The sequence below is a fragment of the Pseudoduganella dura genome (genome assembly GCF_009727155.1).
Taxonomy (GTDB): domain Bacteria; phylum Pseudomonadota; class Gammaproteobacteria; order Burkholderiales; family Burkholderiaceae_D; genus Rugamonas; species Rugamonas dura.
This window is the reverse complement of record NZ_WNWM01000002.1, coordinates 5,341,815-5,359,012: the sequence shown is the minus strand read 5'-3', so window position 1 is coordinate 5,359,012 and position 17,198 is coordinate 5,341,815. Positions and strand designations below refer to the sequence as shown.

Annotated in this window: 11 protein-coding genes; 7 read left to right on the top strand and 4 right to left on the bottom strand. The window is 68.3% G+C overall.

The features are described from left to right. Positions 1 to 18: 18 nt before the first annotated feature. The 3 genes from GJV26_RS30755 to GJV26_RS23565 all read right to left on the bottom strand — a co-directional run bounded on the left by GJV26_RS30755 (position 19) and on the right by GJV26_RS23565 (position 3,929). Positions 19 to 1,284, bottom strand: coding sequence for a sensor histidine kinase (locus GJV26_RS30755; protein ID WP_155711108.1), 1,266 nt, complete (start codon positions 1,282 to 1,284; stop codon positions 19 to 21). Further along, a complete protein-coding gene (locus GJV26_RS23570; RefSeq protein ID WP_155711107.1) occupies positions 1,281 to 2,840 on the bottom strand; it encodes an ATPase domain-containing protein in 1,560 nt (519 codons plus the stop codon). Before GJV26_RS23570 ends, GJV26_RS30755 begins: the two co-directional genes overlap by 4 nt. 141 nt (positions 2,841 to 2,981) lie before the next feature. Beyond that, complete coding sequence (locus tag GJV26_RS23565; RefSeq protein WP_443094238.1) at positions 2,982 to 3,929, bottom strand: GlxA family transcriptional regulator; 948 nt, start codon at positions 3,927 to 3,929, stop codon at positions 2,982 to 2,984. A 133-nt stretch (positions 3,930 to 4,062) separates the two neighbouring features. Between GJV26_RS23565 and GJV26_RS23560 the strand changes: the two genes are divergently transcribed. After that, a complete protein-coding gene (locus GJV26_RS23560; protein WP_155711105.1) occupies positions 4,063 to 4,908 on the top strand; it encodes an MBL fold metallo-hydrolase in 846 nt (281 codons plus the stop codon). 9 nt (positions 4,909 to 4,917) lie between these two features. Here GJV26_RS23560 and GJV26_RS23555 read toward each other — a convergent pair whose 3' ends face one another. Then, positions 4,918 to 7,275, bottom strand: a complete 2,358-nt coding sequence (locus GJV26_RS23555; protein ID WP_155711104.1) for a pectinesterase family protein — start codon at positions 7,273 to 7,275, stop codon at positions 4,918 to 4,920. A 264-nt stretch (positions 7,276 to 7,539) separates the two neighbouring features. Here GJV26_RS23555 and GJV26_RS23550 point away from each other — a divergent pair, with 264 nt between their 5' ends. The 6 genes from GJV26_RS23550 (at position 7,540) to GJV26_RS23525 (ending at position 17,197) form a co-directional block, all read left to right on the top strand. Then, positions 7,540 to 10,365: a TonB-dependent receptor domain-containing protein gene (locus tag GJV26_RS23550; protein ID WP_173346256.1), complete on the top strand. Its 2,826-nt coding sequence runs from the start codon at positions 7,540 to 7,542 to the stop codon at positions 10,363 to 10,365. Positions 10,366 to 10,372: 7 nt separating this feature from the next. Continuing rightward, positions 10,373 to 12,007: a glycoside hydrolase family 43 protein gene (locus GJV26_RS23545; protein ID WP_155711102.1), complete on the top strand. Its 1,635-nt coding sequence runs from the start codon at positions 10,373 to 10,375 to the stop codon at positions 12,005 to 12,007. After that, positions 12,004 to 13,383, top strand: a complete 1,380-nt coding sequence (locus tag GJV26_RS23540) for a glycoside hydrolase family 88/105 protein (RefSeq protein ID WP_155711101.1) — start codon at positions 12,004 to 12,006, stop codon at positions 13,381 to 13,383. Before GJV26_RS23545 ends, GJV26_RS23540 begins: the two co-directional genes overlap by 4 nt. A gap of 17 nt (positions 13,384 to 13,400) precedes the next feature. After that, on the top strand, positions 13,401 to 15,452 hold the full coding sequence (locus GJV26_RS23535) for a GDSL-type esterase/lipase family protein (protein ID WP_155711100.1): 2,052 nt from the start codon (positions 13,401 to 13,403) through the stop codon (positions 15,450 to 15,452). 129 nt (positions 15,453 to 15,581) lie between these two features. Continuing rightward, a complete protein-coding gene (locus GJV26_RS23530) occupies positions 15,582 to 16,340 on the top strand; it encodes a Rieske 2Fe-2S domain-containing protein (protein ID WP_173346255.1) in 759 nt (252 codons plus the stop codon). Then, positions 16,337 to 17,197 (top strand): aromatic ring-hydroxylating oxygenase subunit alpha, encoded by an 861-nt coding sequence (locus GJV26_RS23525; protein ID WP_155711098.1) that lies wholly within the window; start codon positions 16,337 to 16,339, stop codon positions 17,195 to 17,197. Before GJV26_RS23530 ends, GJV26_RS23525 begins: the two co-directional genes overlap by 4 nt. Position 17,198 lies beyond the last annotated feature (1 nt).

The following is a 17,198-nucleotide window of genomic DNA, read 5'->3' as shown; positions in this document are numbered from 1 at the left end:
TGAGCGCTCTTTCGTCAACTAATTGAGCGTTTGCTGCCTCGAACGATCGGCCGCCGCCCGCCCGGCCACCGGCAGCCGGATCGCGAAGGTGGCGCCCTGCCCGCGGCCGGCGCTGCTGACGCCGAGGGTGCCGCCGTGCAGCTCGACGATCCGGCGCGCGATGTACAGGCCCAGGCCCAATCCCGTGGCATTGTTATCCTGCTGCAGCGTGAACGCACCGAACACGTGCGGCAGGTCTTCCGGTTCGATGCCCTGCCCCGAATCGGCGATGTCGATCGAGACGATGCCGCCGGCCTGGCCGACCGAGATGCGGATGATGCCGCCGTCGGGCGTGAACTTCGTGGCATTGAAGAGCAGGTTCCAGATCACCTGCTGCAGGCGACGGCCGTCGGCCTCCAGGCGGATCCGGTCGCCGAAATCGGCCGGCGTGACCTGCATGACGATGCGTTTCGTGTGCGCGAACGTTTCCACGGTCGAAATCGCATCGCGCAACACCTGCCCCAGCATGACCGGCGCGCTTGCGATCGACATCTGGCCGGTCAGCGTGCGCGCCGCATCGATCAGGTCGTCGACCATGCCCGCTTCCTGGCGCACGTGCACGCGCATCGCCTCCAGTCCAGCGACGACGGCCGGCGGCAGATCGGCGATGGTCCGCAGCATCAGTTCGATGCGCAGCGACAGGGCCGACAGCGGCGTGCGCATCTCGTGCGACACCGTGGCCAGGAACAGTTCGCGCGTGCGGTTCACGCGCGTCAGGTCGTCGATGGTTTCGCGCTGCCGGTCGAGCGTGCCCGACAGCGTGCCCAGCAGCGCGGCGTAGGTTTCCATGCGCTGCGCGGACACGGGCGCATCGAGGCGTGCCTCGTTCCACAGCGCGTGGCCCGGCAGGCCGATCTGCCGGGCGATGCGCTCGCACTCGAGCGCCGAGGTGAAGTCGGCGAAGCGCCAGCCGAATACCAGCACGCCGTAGACGTCGCCGCGCAGCAGCAGCGGCTGCGCACGGACCTGCAGCCCGCCGAACTGCGCCGAGGCCGGCTTGCCGTCGTGCCGCACCGACTGCACCAGCGTGCGTTCGAGCGCCGAGCCCGGGCCGTCGTCGGCCCACAACGTGGACCGGGCCAGCAGGCCGGCCAGGCGCGAGGCCGTCTTCGGGCCGATGCGGCGCACGCCGGCGATATCGAAGGCCGACGTGACGAGGCCGGTCGCCTCGGTGAACTGCGCCAGCGGCGTTTCCCAGTCGTCCCAATCGACCGGCGTATTGCCCGGCAAGGTGGCCGTGATCACCGGGGATCTTCGGTGGGAAGGTCGGCCGACTCCGGCATCGGCGCCCCCTTGACGACGGCGCCCTCGATCAGGGGACTCTGGCGTGATGGCGACCGCGACAGCAGGCCGTAATACGACGAGAACGGCAGTTGCGGCACGGCGCCGGACTGCACTTCGTCGTCGCTCTCGTCGATCAGCAGCAGGCCGCCTTCGCCGATCGTGTACTCGCGCGTGACCTGCAGGTTGCGGCTGCCCCGCACTTTCGGCACGGCGATCGCGCGGCGCAGGACGGTGGACACTTCCACGTAGTTCAGGAGAATGATGTTGTCGACCAGGTGCGAGCCCTTGAGCTCTTCGCTGATCTGCGACACGCCCAGCAGTTCCGGGCTTTCATAGTTGAACAGCGTGGTGGCGAGACGGTTCTTGAAGAACGTCGCCAGCGCGTACAGGTAGTCGGCCACCTCGCTGCGGCTCGTCATTTCGTACACGGCGATGGAATCGAACACCACGCAGTCGATCCCCTGTTCCTCGACCAGCCTGACAATGCGCTCGAAGTGCACGTCCAGTTCGAGCTCGAGCGGCGATTCGTAGTGGATGAACAAGTCGCCCGCATCGACCAGCGCCTGCAGGTCGAAACCGAGCGAGCGGGCATTGCGCATCAGCTGGGCCGGGTGCTCGTCCAGGCTCACCAGCAGCGCCTTGTGGCCGGCCCGGATCGCGTTCGTCAGGAACTGCACGCTCAGCACCGTCTTGCCGGTGCCGGAAATGCCGCTCACCAGCGTGACGGACCCCTTGTAGATGCCGCCGTCCATCATCCGGTCGATGGCCGGCGAGCCGGTCGACAGGCGCTCCTCGGACGTGGGCTGGTCCACCGAGGCTACCGGCCGCGACTGGGCGCGGCGGTACACGTGCACGCCGACACGTGGCTCGATGCGCATCGTGTGGCTGCCGCCGATGAAGTCCTGGCCGCGCGACTTCATCACGGTCAGGCGCCGGTGCACGCGGCGGCGCATTTCTTCGCGCGTCAGCGAAATGATGGTGTCGAAGACAAAGCGCTCGTGCGCCAGCACACCGGTCAGCGACTCGTCCTTTTCCGCGGTGACCATTGTCGTCACGCCCAGCCGCGTCAGGCCTTCGATCAGCAGGTGCACATCCTCGCGGAACGGCATGTCGTTCGCCTCCGCATACAGGCGCAGGGGCGTCAGGCCGTCGATCAGCAGGCGCCTGGCGCCCATCGCCACCAGCGATGCCGCGAAGGCGCCGTCGGCGCTGCGAAATTCGCCCAGCAGCACGGCCGGGCTGGTCTGGATGATCTTGATCCTGCCCTCGTCGATCATGCCTTGCAGGTCCCAGTCGAAGCCGGCCGCGTCGCGCATCAGCTTGGCCGGGTCGAGTTCGAACGACACGATGGCGCCGGGCTCGTCGAAGTCGCGCGCGCCATGGTAGATGAAGCCCAGCCCCAGCGTGGTCTTGCCGGAACCCGGCGGTCCTTCGACGATCAGGTTGTTGTTGCGTGGAAGACCACCGTGCAGTATTTCGTCCAGACCTGCTATGCCGGTCTTCACCCAATCGCTCATTGCCTTGCCCTTTTCTCAAGTTTATTCCAGCTTAACATGCACTGGCGCAATCTACACGCGACAACATCGGGCGGCCATGCGGCATCGCGGCGCGGGACAACCCGCGATCGGCCCGGTGGCCGGCCGACGCAGGCGCAAGCGTCAACGGCCGGCCTGGAACTGCTTGCGGTAAGCCGACGGCGAAGTGCGCAGCACGGCCCTGAAATGCTGCCGTAGCGACAGCGCGGTGCCGAACCCGGCCTCCTCCGCGACCGCTTCGATCGATACATTGCTCGATTCCAGCAGCCGCCGCGCATGCGCCATCCGCTGGTTCAGCAGCCACTGCTTGAACGACGTGCCGGTGGCCTGGCGAAAATGGCGGGTGAACGAGCGGCGGCTCATCGCCGCGCGTGCCGCCAGCGCATCGATGCCGTGCTCGCGCTGCGGGTGCCGCGCGACCCAGTCGAGCACCTGCGCGAAGCGGCCGTCGCTGCTGGAAACCGGCAGCGGCCGCTCGATGAACTGGGCCTGCCCGCCATCGCGGTGCGGCGCGACCAGCAGCCGGCGCGCCACGCCGTTCGCGGCTTCGGCGCCGCATAGCCGCCGCAGCAGGTGCAGGCAGCAGTCGAGACCCGCGGCGACGCCGGCGGAAGTGAGCACGTCGCCCTCGTCGACATACAGCACTTCCTCGTCGACGATGATGCGCGGGTGGCGCCGTGCCAGTTCCTCCGCGGCCGCCCAGTGCGTGGCGACGGTGCGGCCGTCGAGCAGGCCCGCCTCCGCCAGCGGGAAGGCGCCGAGGCACAGGCCCACCACCCGGGCACCGCGGGCATGCGCACGCCGCAGCGCATCGAGCAGCGCCTCCGGCGCGGCGCGGCAGTCGTCATGCCAGGCGGGCATGACGACGATGTCGGCATCGGCCAGCGCGGCAAGGCCGCGGCGGGTGGCGATCTCGAAGCCGGCGGCCGTCTGCAGCGGTCCTTCGCCTGCCGAGCAGACCTCGACCTCGAAGCGGGGCGGGCCGGCGCCCAGGCTCGCGCCGAACACCAGGCATGGCACGGAAAGGTGGAAGGGCGTGATGCCGTCGAATGCGATGACGGCGATTTTCAGCGGCGGGGAGGATGGCGCGGACATGGCCCGATTATATCGAAACGGTGCCTTCGGGCCACTATGCCGAAAACGTCGTGGCATCGACAATGCCTGGCATCGGGCAACGCTTGCCCGCTTACAAGGAGAACCAGCCATGCATGTCAGGAATGCCGCCATCGCCACGGCACTCGCCGCCACCGTCGGTACCGCCGCCGCGCAGACCGTCAATTTCCAGCAGATCCGCAACGCCACGATCAAGGTCGAGTACGCGGGCACCACGTTCCTCGTCGATCCGATGCTGGCGCCGCGAGGCGCGTGGCCCGGCTTCGAGGGTACGGTCAACAGCCACCTGCGCAATCCGCTGGTGGACCTGCCGGTACCGCTCGCCGACGTGCTGAAGGCCGACGCCGTCATCGTCACCCACACGCACCTCGACCACTGGGACGACGCCGCCCGGCAGGCGCTGCCGAAAACCATGCCCGTCTTCGCCCAGAACGACGAGGACGCCGCCGGCATCCGCAAGGACGGTTTCACCGATGTGCGCGTGCTGGGCGAGGACACCATGTTCAACGGCATCCGCCTGGCGAAAACCGGCGGCCGGCACGGCACCGACGCGATGATGGCGACAGCGCTGGGCAAGCGGCTCGGCACCGTTTCCGGCATCGTGTTCCGCCGCGCCGGCTTCAAGACCACGTACATCGCCGGCGATACCACATGGACCGCCGATGTGGAACAGGCGATCACGGCATACCGGCCGGACATCATCGTGCTCAACACCGGCTACGCGCGCATCCAGGGCGTGGAGGGCTCGATCATCATGGGCAAGGAAGACCTGGTCCGCGCCGCGCGGCTGGCGCCGGCGGCGCGCGTTGTCGGCATCCACATGGAAGCCGTCAACCACGCCACGCAAACGCGGCGCGAACTGCGCGACTTCGCTGCCGGCAACGGCATCGGCGCGCGCGTGCTGGTGCCGGAAGATGGGGAAAAGTTCGGGTACTAGAACCACGCGTCACGGCACCGGATCCCAGCCCTTTCCGCCATCGAAACCGGAGAAATACGCCGCCCGCGTGCCATACGCCGCCTTCGCCTCGTCGGCGCTCAATACGCGTCCATGTTCGCGGCGCGACAGGTCCAGCGGCTTGCCGTCCAGGTCCATCGTGCCGAACTCGCGCCACCCGCCGGTGGCGCTGGCCGCCTTCGGGTTCGGCAACGGCTGCTTCACGCCCGGCCCGGCCCACCCGGCCGGCGCCACGTGCTGCCCCATCCGGCAGTCGATGAACGCGATGTGATCCCAGGTGTTCTCATACCCCGGGCTGCGCGCCAGCCAGGTGGCGCCGGCCGGCACGTCGTTACCCGTCGGACCGGGGCCGTGCGTGAGCCGGCTGTTCACGAACATGAAGCCCCTGTCGCCGGCCGACACGGTGCGTGCCTGCAGCAGGTAGCCGCCGTTTTTCGCGTTGGCGCTGTCGCCCACCGTGCGCAATTCGCTGTCCTCGAACAGCGCGGCGCGGTTGTTACCCCAGATGAAGTCCACGTTCCCGGCGACCAGCGTGCGGTGGAACCACGCATAGCCGCGCACCTGGATCGTATCCTGCTCGCTGAAGAAGGCGGCATTCTTCGCCACCAGCCGGCCTTCGCTGTTGAAGAAGATCGTTTCGGCCTGGCCGCCGGCAGGCGATGCGCGCAGCGTGCTGTTGCGCAGCGTGAGCGACTCCAGCGTGACCATGTCCGCATCCTCGACCAGGAAGATCGCGCGGCCACCGCCGATGCCGGGCGACCGCGCATCCTGGGCGGTGCCGGAACCGGGGTTGATGCCGTCGCCGTTCAACGCGTCGATCACCACGCCGTCGCGGCTCTGGCCGCGCAGCGTGATGTTGTCCTTGCCCCGCAGGTACAGCTGCTCCTGGTAGCGCCCGTTCCTGATCTCCACCGTGACCGGCGTGCGGCGGCCGGCATGCTCCATTGCGTGGTTCAGCGCACCCTGCACGGTGCGGAAATCCGCCGCACCGTCGTCGTCCACCACCAGCTTCGTGGCGCGGGGGACGGCGGCGCGGGTGCGGAACGTCCAGCCCTGCTCCCGGCCGATGCCGGCGAACGGCTGGCCGTTGAAGCGGCCATGGAAGACGCCGTCGTCCACGGCCACCACGTATTCCTCGCCCGGCCGCAGCTTCGCGCTGTGCAGGTGGACGACCACGTTGCGCCCTTCGATCGCGATCGGCTGCAACCGCACCGCGCGGCGGTGCGCCTGGCCGGCGTAGCCCAGCCGGTCGTACTCGCCGCTCGCGTGGATCGTGTCGGCCAGCGCGCCGTCGCGCTTGCGGTAGACGCGGATCGCGCCGGAAGTGCCCAGCGCCGGCATCGCATCGAAGCGCAGGTGCAGCGGCGTGTCGTACGGCACGTCGCGCGCGCCGCCGGCAGGTGCCACGGCGCCGCCCAGGCCGTATGCGGCGCCGGATGGCGTCCTGCGCTCGGCGATCCGGATATCGACAACGGATTGGACATTGGGGTCGTCGAGGCTCGTCAACGTGACCGTCGTCGCGCCCGGCGCCAGCGGCGTCAACGCCAGGTAGCCGGCGCCGGCGTCGGCACGGACCAGCGCGGGATCGGCAGCCGCGGCCGAAAACCGGAACGGCAGCGCGCCATACGCGGTGGCGTTCGGCAAGCTGGCGGCGGTCAGGAAGGTGCCGGGTTTGTTGGCCGGCAGCGCGGCGGCCGGGTCGCCGGACTGCCGGTAAGCGCCCAGCGCGCTCACATCGAGCCGCACCGGGCCGTCGCCGAGCGTCAGCTGCGCCAGCTGCGGCGCGCGGGCCAGCGCCAGCCGCGCAGGCTTCAGTTCGACATCGCCCGCGACCGGCACGCTGGCCTCGAACGCCGTGCCGCCGGCCACCACACCGAACCGGCCGCCCTGCGCCAGTGCCGTGTCGGTAACGCTGGTGATGCGCTCGCCGTTCAGGTAGACGGCCAGCGTGGCTCCCTGCATGTCGAGCCGCACGGTATTGAAGCGTCCATCGGTGACGGCGGCGCGGCCGAAGCCCTTCAGCCGCGTCATCTGTCCGTCCTGCATCTTCACGATCTCGACCTGCATCCGCCGCGTGGCGGACTGGAAGCTCAGCCCCGCACCGTACCAGTTGCCGTCGTCCTGGTAGCGGCCGACGACGTACAGCCGCCCGTCGCCGCCATCCGCGGCCAGCGGCCGGAAGCGCGCCTCGACGAACGCATCGGCGCCGCTCGCGCCGGCAATGCGCACCGGCGCACCAGCCATGATCCGCATCACCTGATCCGTCGCCGGCACGGCGATCGCCGCCGGCGCCGCCGTGCTCCAGGCCAGCGCCATCGCCGCACCCGCCAGTCCGCAAGAAGCCTGCATCGTTGTCTCCCATCTGTTTTTTATTTGGCCTGACCACTTTAACGCAGGTTGACCAGTTGACGCCAGCGTTTTGGTGATTGCGCCAACACACCTTCGCAGAGCGAAAACGCAAATTCGTAACACGATTCGGGACAAAAAATGTTTGCGTAATCATGCATTTTAAGCCATCCTGAATAAAGGTTGGTCAGGCCAAATAATCATCGGCCTGACCAATGTGCTGCAGAAAACATGCCAGCCCGTCGAACAAAAAAACCAGGAGACCAGATGCACCGTATCCCCCAGCGGATCGCGCTTTCCCCGATCGCCCTCGCCACTTCCTTGCTCACCCTCGCGTTGACGCAGACCGCGGCCGCCCAGCAGGCCGCCGAGCCGCCGATGGCGCGGGTCGAAGTCACCGGTTCGTCGATCCGCCAGCTGGCGACCGAGAACGCGCTGCCGCTCACCACGATCAAGTCCGAGGAACTGGTGGCGCGCGGCCTGACCACGATGTCCGAGGTGGCCACGTCGCTGACGGTCGGCTCGACCAACGAACCGGTCGGCGGCGGCGGTGGCGGCACGATGATCAACATGCGCGGCCTGAACACCAACCGCACGCTGGTGCTGCTGAACGGCCGGCGCCTGCCGAACGAGGCGATCGGCGCCAGCTCCGTCAACGTCGACGTGGTGCCGATGAGCGCCGTCGAGCGCGTGGAAGTGCTGCGCGACGGCGCCTCGTCGATCTACGGCACCGATGCGATCGCCGGCGTCGTCAACTTCATCACGAAGCGCACGCATACCGGCACCACCGTCACCGGCGGCTGGGTGCAGCCGGAACGCCATGGCGGCGGCGACCAGCAGCGCGTGAGCATCGTCAGCGGCGTCGGCGACTTGAACGAACAGGGCTGGAACGTGTATGCGAGCGTCGATTTCCAGCAGCGCGCCCGCCTGGCGCAGAGCGACCGCCCGAACATCAGCGATCCGAACCTGATCGCCCAGCTGGGCGGCAATCCGTTCGGCACGGCGGTGGCCGGATCGTCGTCCGCGCCGGCCAACTTCACCGTCTACCAGAACGGCAAGGCCACCACGCGGACCGGCAACCCGTCCTTCGCCGCCGGCTGCGCCGCGCCCTACGGCGGCGCTCAGTACACGATCCCGTCCACCAAGGCCACCGGCGCCGGCGCGGGCACCTGCATCCTCGATCCGGACATCTACCCGCAACTGCTGCCGGACAACATGCAGGCCACGCTGTTCACGCGCGCCTCGCTGCGCCACCACGGCGACCGGCTGCTGACGGTGGAACTGCTGGCCACCGAGTCGACCATCAAGGCGCAGAATCCGCCGCAGGTGTTCGGCGCGCAGACCGATTACGACAAGTACAACCCCGGCGTGCGCAAGCCGCTGTTCATCACGCCGTCGAGCAAGTGGTACCCGGGCGGCAGTGGCGGCGTGCCGGCGGTGGCCGGCGTGACGAACCAGGACCTGGCGCTGACCTGGAGCATGGATGAAGCCGGCCCGGCGAAGACGGACGACCGCCAGAACACCCGCCGCCTGGTGATCGCCGACCAGGGCGAACTGATGGGCTGGGATTACCGCGTGGGCGTGGTGGCGGCGGAAAGCAAGCGCGCGGTCGGCTGGCGCAGCGGCTTCTTCGCCACCGACGGCATCTACCGGGGCGTGGCCGACGGCACGCTGAACCCGTTCGGCGCGCAGGATGAGGCCGGTGCCGCCTACCTGGACAGCATCAGCCGCGACGGCATCACCTACCGCGTGGCGCGCGTGGGCTACTTCGGCACGGACTTCAACGTCGCCCGTCCGCTGCTGGACCTGGCCGGCGGCCCGCTGACGCTGGCCATCGGCGGCGACTGGCACCGCGAGACGTACCGCGACGGCACCGACCCGGTCGCCAACGAGGTCACCTACAAGGTGTCCGGCACGCCGAACTCGTACCCGCGCGGCGAGCGCAAGGTGGCCGCCCTGTACCTGGAAGCCGATGCGCCCATCACGAAGGAACTGACGCTGACCGGCGCTGTGCGCGCCGACCATTTCAGCGATTTCGGCGGCACCGTGAACCCGAAACTGAGCGTGCGCTGGCAACCGCTGCAATCCGTGCTGGTACGCGGCACCGCCAGCACGGGCTTCCGCGCGCCCACGCTGCCGGAACTGTACGGCACGCCGCAGACCCGTACGCCGTCGACCGGCAAGTGGGACGACCCGCTGCTGTGCCCGAGCGCCACGCCATCCGTGCCCGGCACCGGCAGCCTGACGACCGATCCGCGCTACGCCGGCCTGAACCTCGACCCGGCCCGCGTCTGCAACACCAACCTGATCACGCTGCAGGGCGCCAATCCGGACCTGGAGCCGGAAAAGGCGCGCACCGTCACCGCCGGCATCGTGCTGTCGCCCATCAGGAACCTGAGCGTGTCGTTCGACTGGTGGTCGATCAAGATGAAGGGCACGATCGCGCAGATCACCGAGGATTCGATCTTCGACAACCTGGGCCAGTACCAGGACCTGTTCGTGCGCAACGCCGACGGCACGCTGGACTACATCGTCAAGACGCGGCTGAACATGGGCGGCCTGCGCACGCGCGGCATCGACACGAACGTCAACTACACGTGGCCGACGACGGCGTGGGGCAAGTTCGGCGTGGGCCTGGACGGCACCTATGTCGACCGCTACGAAGGCCAGAACGACGCGGGCGGCGAGTGGATCGACAGCGTGGGCAAGCCCGGCGCGCTGGCCACCGGCTCCACGTCGGCCAACACCTACGTCTACCGCTGGAAGCACAACCTGCGCGTGTCGTGGAATTACCGGAAGTTCGGCGTGCAGCTGACGCAGGCCTATACGTCGCACTACGAGGATACCAACGCGCAGCCGAACCAGAAACCGGGGCAGCCGTACTTCAACGAGATCGACCACTACACGCTGTACAACCTGACCACGAACTGGAACTACGCGGACAATCTCAAGCTCACGTTCGGCATCAACAACGTGCTCGACGAAGACCCGCCCCTGTCGAACCAGCGCATCGGCTCGCGCGTGGTATTCGCACAGAACGTGTCAAAGCCGATCGGCCGCGCGTACAACGTGCGCGTCAACTACACCTTCTGAGGATGCCATGAAGACGACCACCACGCTGCGCGCCCTGCCCCGGCTGTTGCTGGCACCGTTGCTGGCACCATTGCTGGCGCTGTCCGCCCATGCGGCCGACGCCTGGGTGCCCGACCTGGGCAACGGCAGCTACCGCAATCCGGTGCTGAACGCGGATTACTCGGACCCCGACGCGGTGCGCGTCGGCGACACGTACTACATGACGTCGTCGAGCTTCAACAGCGCGCCGGGCCTGCCGCTGCTGCAGTCGAAGGACCTGGTCAACTGGCGGCTGGTGGGGCACGCATTGCCGAAGCAGGTGCCGGCGGCGCACTTCGCCGCGCCGCGCCATGGCGGCGGCGTGTGGGCGCCCTGCCTGCGCCACCACGACGGCAAGTTCTGGATCTTCTACCCGGACCCGGACCACGGCGTGTACGTGACGACCGCGGCGAACTTCAGCGGACCGTGGAGCGAGCCGCGGCTGCTATTGCCGGGCAAGGGCATCATCGACCCCACGCCGCTGTGGGACGACGACGGCAAGGCATGGCTGCTGCATGCGTCGGCCAGGAGCCGCGCCGGCGTCAACAACATCCTCACGCTGCATGCGATGGCGCCGGACGGCAGCCGGCTGCTCGATGCAAAGGGCAAAGTCATCATCGACGGCGACAGGCTGCCGGGCTACCGCACGCTGGAAGGGCCGAAGTTCTACAAGCACGACGGCTATTACTACGTGTTCGCGCCGGCCGGCGGCGTGGAACATGGCTGGCAATCGGTATTCCGTTCGCGCACCATCGACGGGCCGTACGAAGACCGCATCGTGATGGAACAGGGCGATACGCCCGTCAACGGGCCGCACCAGGGCGCGTGGGTGCGCGCGCAGGACGGCAAGGACTGGTTCCTGCACTTCCAGGACCGCAAGGCCTACGGCCGCGTGGTGCACCTGCAGCCGATGGCGTGGCAGGATGGCTGGCCCGTCATCGGCAGGCAGGGACCGAAGCCCGGCGTCGGCAATCCGGTCGACACCCACCGGAAACCGGTGGCAGGCCAGGCAATCGCGGTGCCCGCCACGAGCGACGAATTCGACGGCAAGTCGCTGGGCCTGCAGTGGCAGTGGAACGCCAATCCACAGGAAGGCTGGCATTCGCTGTCCGCCCGGCCCGGCCACCTGCGCCTGCCGGTGCAGGCAATACCGGAGTCGAAGGATTTCGTGCGCGCGGCGCCGAACATCGTCACACAGAAGCTGCCGGCCACCACCTTCACGGCCGAGACGAAAATCGAACTGCGGGACCCGCGGGACGGCGACCGCGCCGGCCTGATCCTGAATGGCCAGAGCTATGCGGCACTGGGCCTGCGCCAGCGCGGCGCCGATCTGCAACTGGTGTACACCACCTGCGCGCCGTTCAGGCCGCGCTGCGCCGAGAGCGAGACGGTGCTGCTGCAGAAGGCGCCCGCGGTGCTGACGCTGCGCATGGCGATGGCCGAAGGCGCCAATGCCCGGTTCCAGTACAGCACCGACGGCAAGCGCTTCGCCGACGCCGGCGCGCCGTTCGCCGCCACGAAGGGCCACTGGGTGGGCGCGCAGATGGGTTTATATAGCGTGAGCGACGCGGCCAGGCCTTCCGGGGCGACGCTCGATGTCGATTATTTCCGGGTGACGCCATGAAGAAAACGGGCCTTTGCCTGCTGGTCCTGTCGCTGGCGGCGCTGTCCGTCAACCTGGCGCATGGCGCCGGGCCTTACCGCAACCCGGACAACAGGAACCCGAACGATCCGCTGGAAGGCACCTACCCGGTGCCCTACAAGCTGCCGGTGGTGGCCGAGATCACCGCGCAGCTCGACAGCGTGCGCGGCTTCATCGACCGCGCCACGCCGAGCCGCATCGTCGACCGGGCGACGGGCCAGCCGGTCACCGACTTCGCCGCTCCCAGCGCGACGGCGATCGTCGAACCGTCGCCGAACGATTTCGGCATCATGAACTACGAGATGGGCGTGATGCACGCGGGGCTGATGCTGGGCCGCCGCGTGACCGGCGACCCGAAATGGACGGCGATGACCGAGCGCCACCTGGCGTTCTTCCACGATCGCCTGCCCTACTTCCAGGCGCAGGAACAGGAGTTCAAGCTGGGCCGGGCCAACAGCTTCGCGCGCTGGGTCAAGCCCCACGCGCTCGACGACGCCGGCTCGATGTGCGCGGCGCTGGTGCGCGCGCGCCTGGAAAAGATCGGGCCGGACATGGCGCCCGTCATCGCCACCCTGTCGGACTGGGTCGCCAACCGGCAGGTGCGGCTGAAGGACGGCACGCTGGCGCGCAACCGCCCGCAGGCCTGGTCCGTGTGGGCGGACGACATGTACATGAGCATTCCCGCGCTGGCCGAAATGGGCCGCATGACGGGCGAGCGGCGCTACTACGACGACGCCGTGAAGACCGTGCTGGGCATCTCGAAATACATCTTCGACGCGCAGGCCGGCCTGTACACGCACGGCTGGAACCAGAACAACCCGGATGCGCCCGAGTTCTACTGGGGCCGCGCCAACGGCTGGGCCGTGCTGGCGATGTCCGACCTGCTGGACGTGCTGCCGAAAAGCCACCCCGGCTACCAGAAGGTACTGGCCCAGCACCGGCGCGCGCTGCGCGGCATCGCGAAGCAGCAGTCCGGCGAAGGCATGTGGCACCAGATGCTGGACCGGCACGACTCGTTCCTGGAAACCTCCGGCACGGCGATGTTCGTGTATGCGCTGGCGCACGCGATCAACCAGGGCTGGATCAGTCCCACCACGTATGGCTCGATCGCGCAGGCAGGATGGGCAGGCATCTCGGCACGCATCAAGGCGGACGGCAGCATCGTCGACGGCGTGACGGCCACCACGTTCGGCGCCGACCACGTGTATTACTACAACCGGCCGACCAGCATCAACGCGATGGCCGGCTACGGCCCGGTACTGCTGGCCGGCTTCGAGATGATCAGGCTGCTGGGCAATCCCGACGTGGTCATCACCGACAAGGTTAAGACCTATCATTACGGGCCGAAGAAGCCTTGATACCGGGAACGTTCGGAATGAGAAATTCATACATCGTCTGCGGACGTGCCGTCGCACTGGCGGCCGGCCTGCTCTGCCTTGCCGTGCATGCACGGGAAATATCACAGGCCGGCGAACTGCGCTTCGATTTCACCAGCCGGCCCGCGCCGGGAGCGGTGGCGGTGAAATGGAACGGGCGCGTGCCCCTGTACGACGCCGCCACGGGCCACGGCTTCGTCGACCGGACCGCCGCGCTGCCGGCCCGGCCCGTTCACATCGAAGGCATCCGCGGCGATGGCAACGGCTTCACGATCACCGAGCCCGCCGTCGACCCGGCTGCAGCAACCGATCATTACAACAACTTCGGCATGGCGTTCCGGATCAAGGCGCCTCCGGGCGCATACGCGGTGAAGGTGGTGACCACGTCGGACGCGGCCGACACGACCGTCTCCATCGCCGGCATGCAGACCAGCCGCCTGCTCGCGCCCGTGTTCTGGGACGCGGCCGGCCTGATGCCGAACCGGACCCGCGTGACGGCGCAGGGACATGAATGGTCGTACCGCTACGTGAACGGCCGCGAATTCATCGACATCGAGATCGAGCCGAAAAAGGCCGGCGTGCCGGTTGGCGTCGGCGGGATCGTGCTGACGCCCATTGCGCCGCAGGCACGCCCGGCCGGCACGCCGCCCGTGCTGTACACGCTGGGCGACTCCACCGTGAAGTCGTACACGTTCGACGAGGCGCCGATGAGCGGCTGGGGCCAGGTGTTCGACAGCCTGTTCGACCCGGCGAAAGCGACCGTGCTGAATTATTCGATGGGCGGCCGCTCGTTCCGCAACGCGTATGCCGAGGGCAGGCTGAACGACCTGCTGCTGTCGGGCCACGCGGGCGACGTGGTGATGATCCAGTTCGGCCACAACGACGAAAGCGCCGATGAAACGCGTCGCTACGGCCGCGGCGCCACCGAAGCCATGTACGAGGAAATGATCCGCGAGGTGTACCTGCCCGCCATCCGCGCCCGCGGCATGGTGCCGGTGTTCGTCACGCCGATGTCGCGCGTGAACGGCTCGCCGAAGCCGGGCGAGCCGTACGTGAACTCGTTCGGCAGGCGCCGCTTTCCGGACCTGATGGAGAAGCTGGGCGCCGAGCTGGGCGTGACGGTGGTCGACCTGAATGCGCGCAGCGTCGAGTACTACAACGCGGCCGGGCAGGATGCGATCACGGCGATGGTGATGTCGATCGAGGCCGGCGAAACGCCGGGCAAGACCAACGACGGCAGCTATGCCAACGGCCACCCCGCCAACAAGATCGACGGCACGCACTTCAAGGAAGCGCTGGCGAAGCAGTATGCCCGGCTGGTGGTGACAGAACTGGCGCGCCTGGCCGCGCAGGGCGACAAGGTGGCGGCCGGCATCGTGGCGCAGCTGCGTGGCGACGTGCGCAAGGCGCTCGCCGCGAACGACTGGTCCGGCATCCATCCGGAAATCGCCGGCGATGTCGTGCGTGGCGAAGGCGCCTACTACCGCAACCAGATCGAGAAACTGCTGCAACTGGGCGCGCTGCGCAAGGATGCGCAGGGTAATTTCCGTCCGGGAGAAGTGATGCGGACAGGGGAATTCGCCGGCGCTCTGTCCGGGCTGATGGGTTTGCCGCCGTCGGCCCTGGCGAACTACGCGGAAGGCCCGCTGACCCGCGAGACGATGGGCGCGATGCTGCACGATGCCTATCATGCCAATTTCAGGGCGAAGCCGGCCTACATGACCGACTACAACGGCAAGACCATCCTGCCCGGCTCGCCGGGCTACGATCCGAACCTGGATACCGGCGCGCAGGGCGCGATGTACTACCCGCTCGTGCGCTGGGCGCAACTGCAGGACACGGCCGCCATCTCCCCGGCTTACGTGGACAGGCTGCGCGACGCCTACGAACTCGGCCTGATCCGTTCCGAGGCCGGCATCGCGCGCGGCCGCATGGTCAACGGGCGGCTGCTGGAGCCGCGGGCACCGGTCACGCGGGCGAAAGCGGCCAAGGCGCTGTACTTCATGTGGGTGCTGGCGCAGCCGCCGAAGGCGGAGAACGACCGGCGGTGAGGATAGATGCCCGGCGAGAGGCTTCCGGCGCGCACCGTTCCATATTTGAAACGCCGGGTTTCGCCAGCTTCCTTCCCCGGGCGGGACAGGTACGTTACGCTGGCATCAGTTCATCACCTGCGCCGACCAATGACCGATCGCCCCGCCACTGTCGAAATACCCCATGCCGAAGCCGGACGCTGGCATCCGGTGCTGCCGTCCTCCCACCTGCCCGCTGCCGCGGCGCAGCAGGCGTCCTGCCCCATGCTGGGATTCTTCGAGGGCGAGGAACTGGCGCTGTGGCGCGCGGACGACGGCACCGCCCAGGCATGGGCGAACCGCTGCCCGCACCGCGGCCTGCGCTTCACGCTCGGCCGCGTGGCGAACGGCCGGCTCTCCTGCGGCTACCACGGCTGGGAGTACCAGGCCGGCGACGGGCGCTGCGTCGCCATTCCGGCCCACCCCGCGCTGACGGTGCCGCGCGCCATCTGCGCGACAACGTTCCGGACGGCGGAGGTGGACAGCATCGTCTGGGTGAGCCGAGCGGTATCGGGCGGCCCGCCACCCGCCACCGGCATCCGCACGATCCTGCGCACGCTCGGCGTGCGCGCTTCCCATGCAGCCGTCGCGCAGGCGCTGTCCGGCCGCGGCTGGACGCAAGCCGCGCCGGACGTTTTCACCGGCGAGCTTGCCGGTCATGGCGCAGTGCTGCTGCCGGCCGGTGCCGGCGACAGCCTGACGCTGCTGCATGCCGGCCTGGTGGAGACACCCGATCCGGCAAACCTTCCCGGTCTGCACGCTGCGCTGCGCATGCTGCGCAGCATGCTTGAAACCCCACAGCTCGAAACCGCATTGATCGAAAGCCCATTGCCGGAAGCAGCGCCGGCTGAACCGGGAGCGGCGCAATGATATCGACGACGAACGATCCGAATGTGCTGAACGACTGGCTGACTGTCGGCCCGGCCGCCCGGCTCGCCGGCACGTCGCGGCAGCGGCCTTATGTCACGCGCCTGATCGGCGCGCAGGCCTGCGTGTGGAACGCCGCCGACGGCACCGCGGCCGCAACGCTGGACGGTGCGCCGGTCCGGGTGCAGGTCCGCTACGGCTACCTGTGGATCTGCGCCGCCGGCACGCCGAAGCCATTGTTCGATTTTGCCGAGTTCGATGAACCGGGCCGCATCGTCGCCGACTGCGACGGCATCGGCGTGCACGTCTCCGGCCTGCGCATGATCGAGAATTTCCTGGACATGGGGCACTTCCCGTTCGTGCATGCGTCCTACCTGGGCGAGGTGCCGCATACCGAGGTGGCGCCGTACAAGGTGGGCATCGATCCCGGGACGGACGAGATCCGGGCCACGGAGTGTTATTTCGTGCAGCCGAAGTCGTCGTCCAGCGCCACCGCGGCGCTGGAGGTGCAGTACCGCTACCGCGTGATGCAGCCGTTCACGGCGATGCTGTACAAGTCTTCGTTCGCCAGGCCGGGCGAAATGGACGCGATCGCCCTGCTGGTGCAACCGGTGGACGAAGAACGGATCATCGCGTACACGCTGCTGGCCTACGTGGACGACGGCTCCTCCGCCAGGGACCTGGTCGCTTTCCAGCACACGATCTTCGGGCAGGACAAGCCGATCCTGGAAAACCAGGTGCCGAAGCGGCTGCCGCTGCGCCCCGGCAGCGAAGTGCCGGCCCGTTGCGATGCGGCGTCGATCGCCTACCGCCGCTGGCTGCAGGCACGCGACATGCGCTACGGCGCGGTGGCGGATTGAA

Coding starts and splice junctions, on each gene's coding strand:
- GJV26_RS23560 (WP_155711105.1), top strand. CDS start 4,063: ATGCATGTCAGGAATGCCGCCATCGCCACGGCACTCGCCGCCACCGTC.
- GJV26_RS23545 (WP_155711102.1), top strand. CDS start 10,373: ATGAAGACGACCACCACGCTGCGCGCCCTGCCCCGGCTGTTGCTGGCA.
- GJV26_RS23530 (WP_173346255.1), top strand. CDS start 15,582: ATGACCGATCGCCCCGCCACTGTCGAAATACCCCATGCCGAAGCCGGA.
- GJV26_RS23555 (WP_155711104.1), bottom strand. CDS start 7,275: ATGCAGGCTTCTTGCGGACTGGCGGGTGCGGCGATGGCGCTGGCCTGG.
- GJV26_RS23540 (WP_155711101.1), top strand. CDS start 12,004: ATGAAGAAAACGGGCCTTTGCCTGCTGGTCCTGTCGCTGGCGGCGCTG.
- GJV26_RS23525 (WP_155711098.1), top strand. CDS start 16,337: ATGATATCGACGACGAACGATCCGAATGTGCTGAACGACTGGCTGACT.
- GJV26_RS23535 (WP_155711100.1), top strand. CDS start 13,401: ATGAGAAATTCATACATCGTCTGCGGACGTGCCGTCGCACTGGCGGCC.
- GJV26_RS23570 (WP_155711107.1), bottom strand. CDS start 2,840: ATGAGCGATTGGGTGAAGACCGGCATAGCAGGTCTGGACGAAATACTG.
- GJV26_RS23550 (WP_173346256.1), top strand. CDS start 7,540: ATGCACCGTATCCCCCAGCGGATCGCGCTTTCCCCGATCGCCCTCGCC.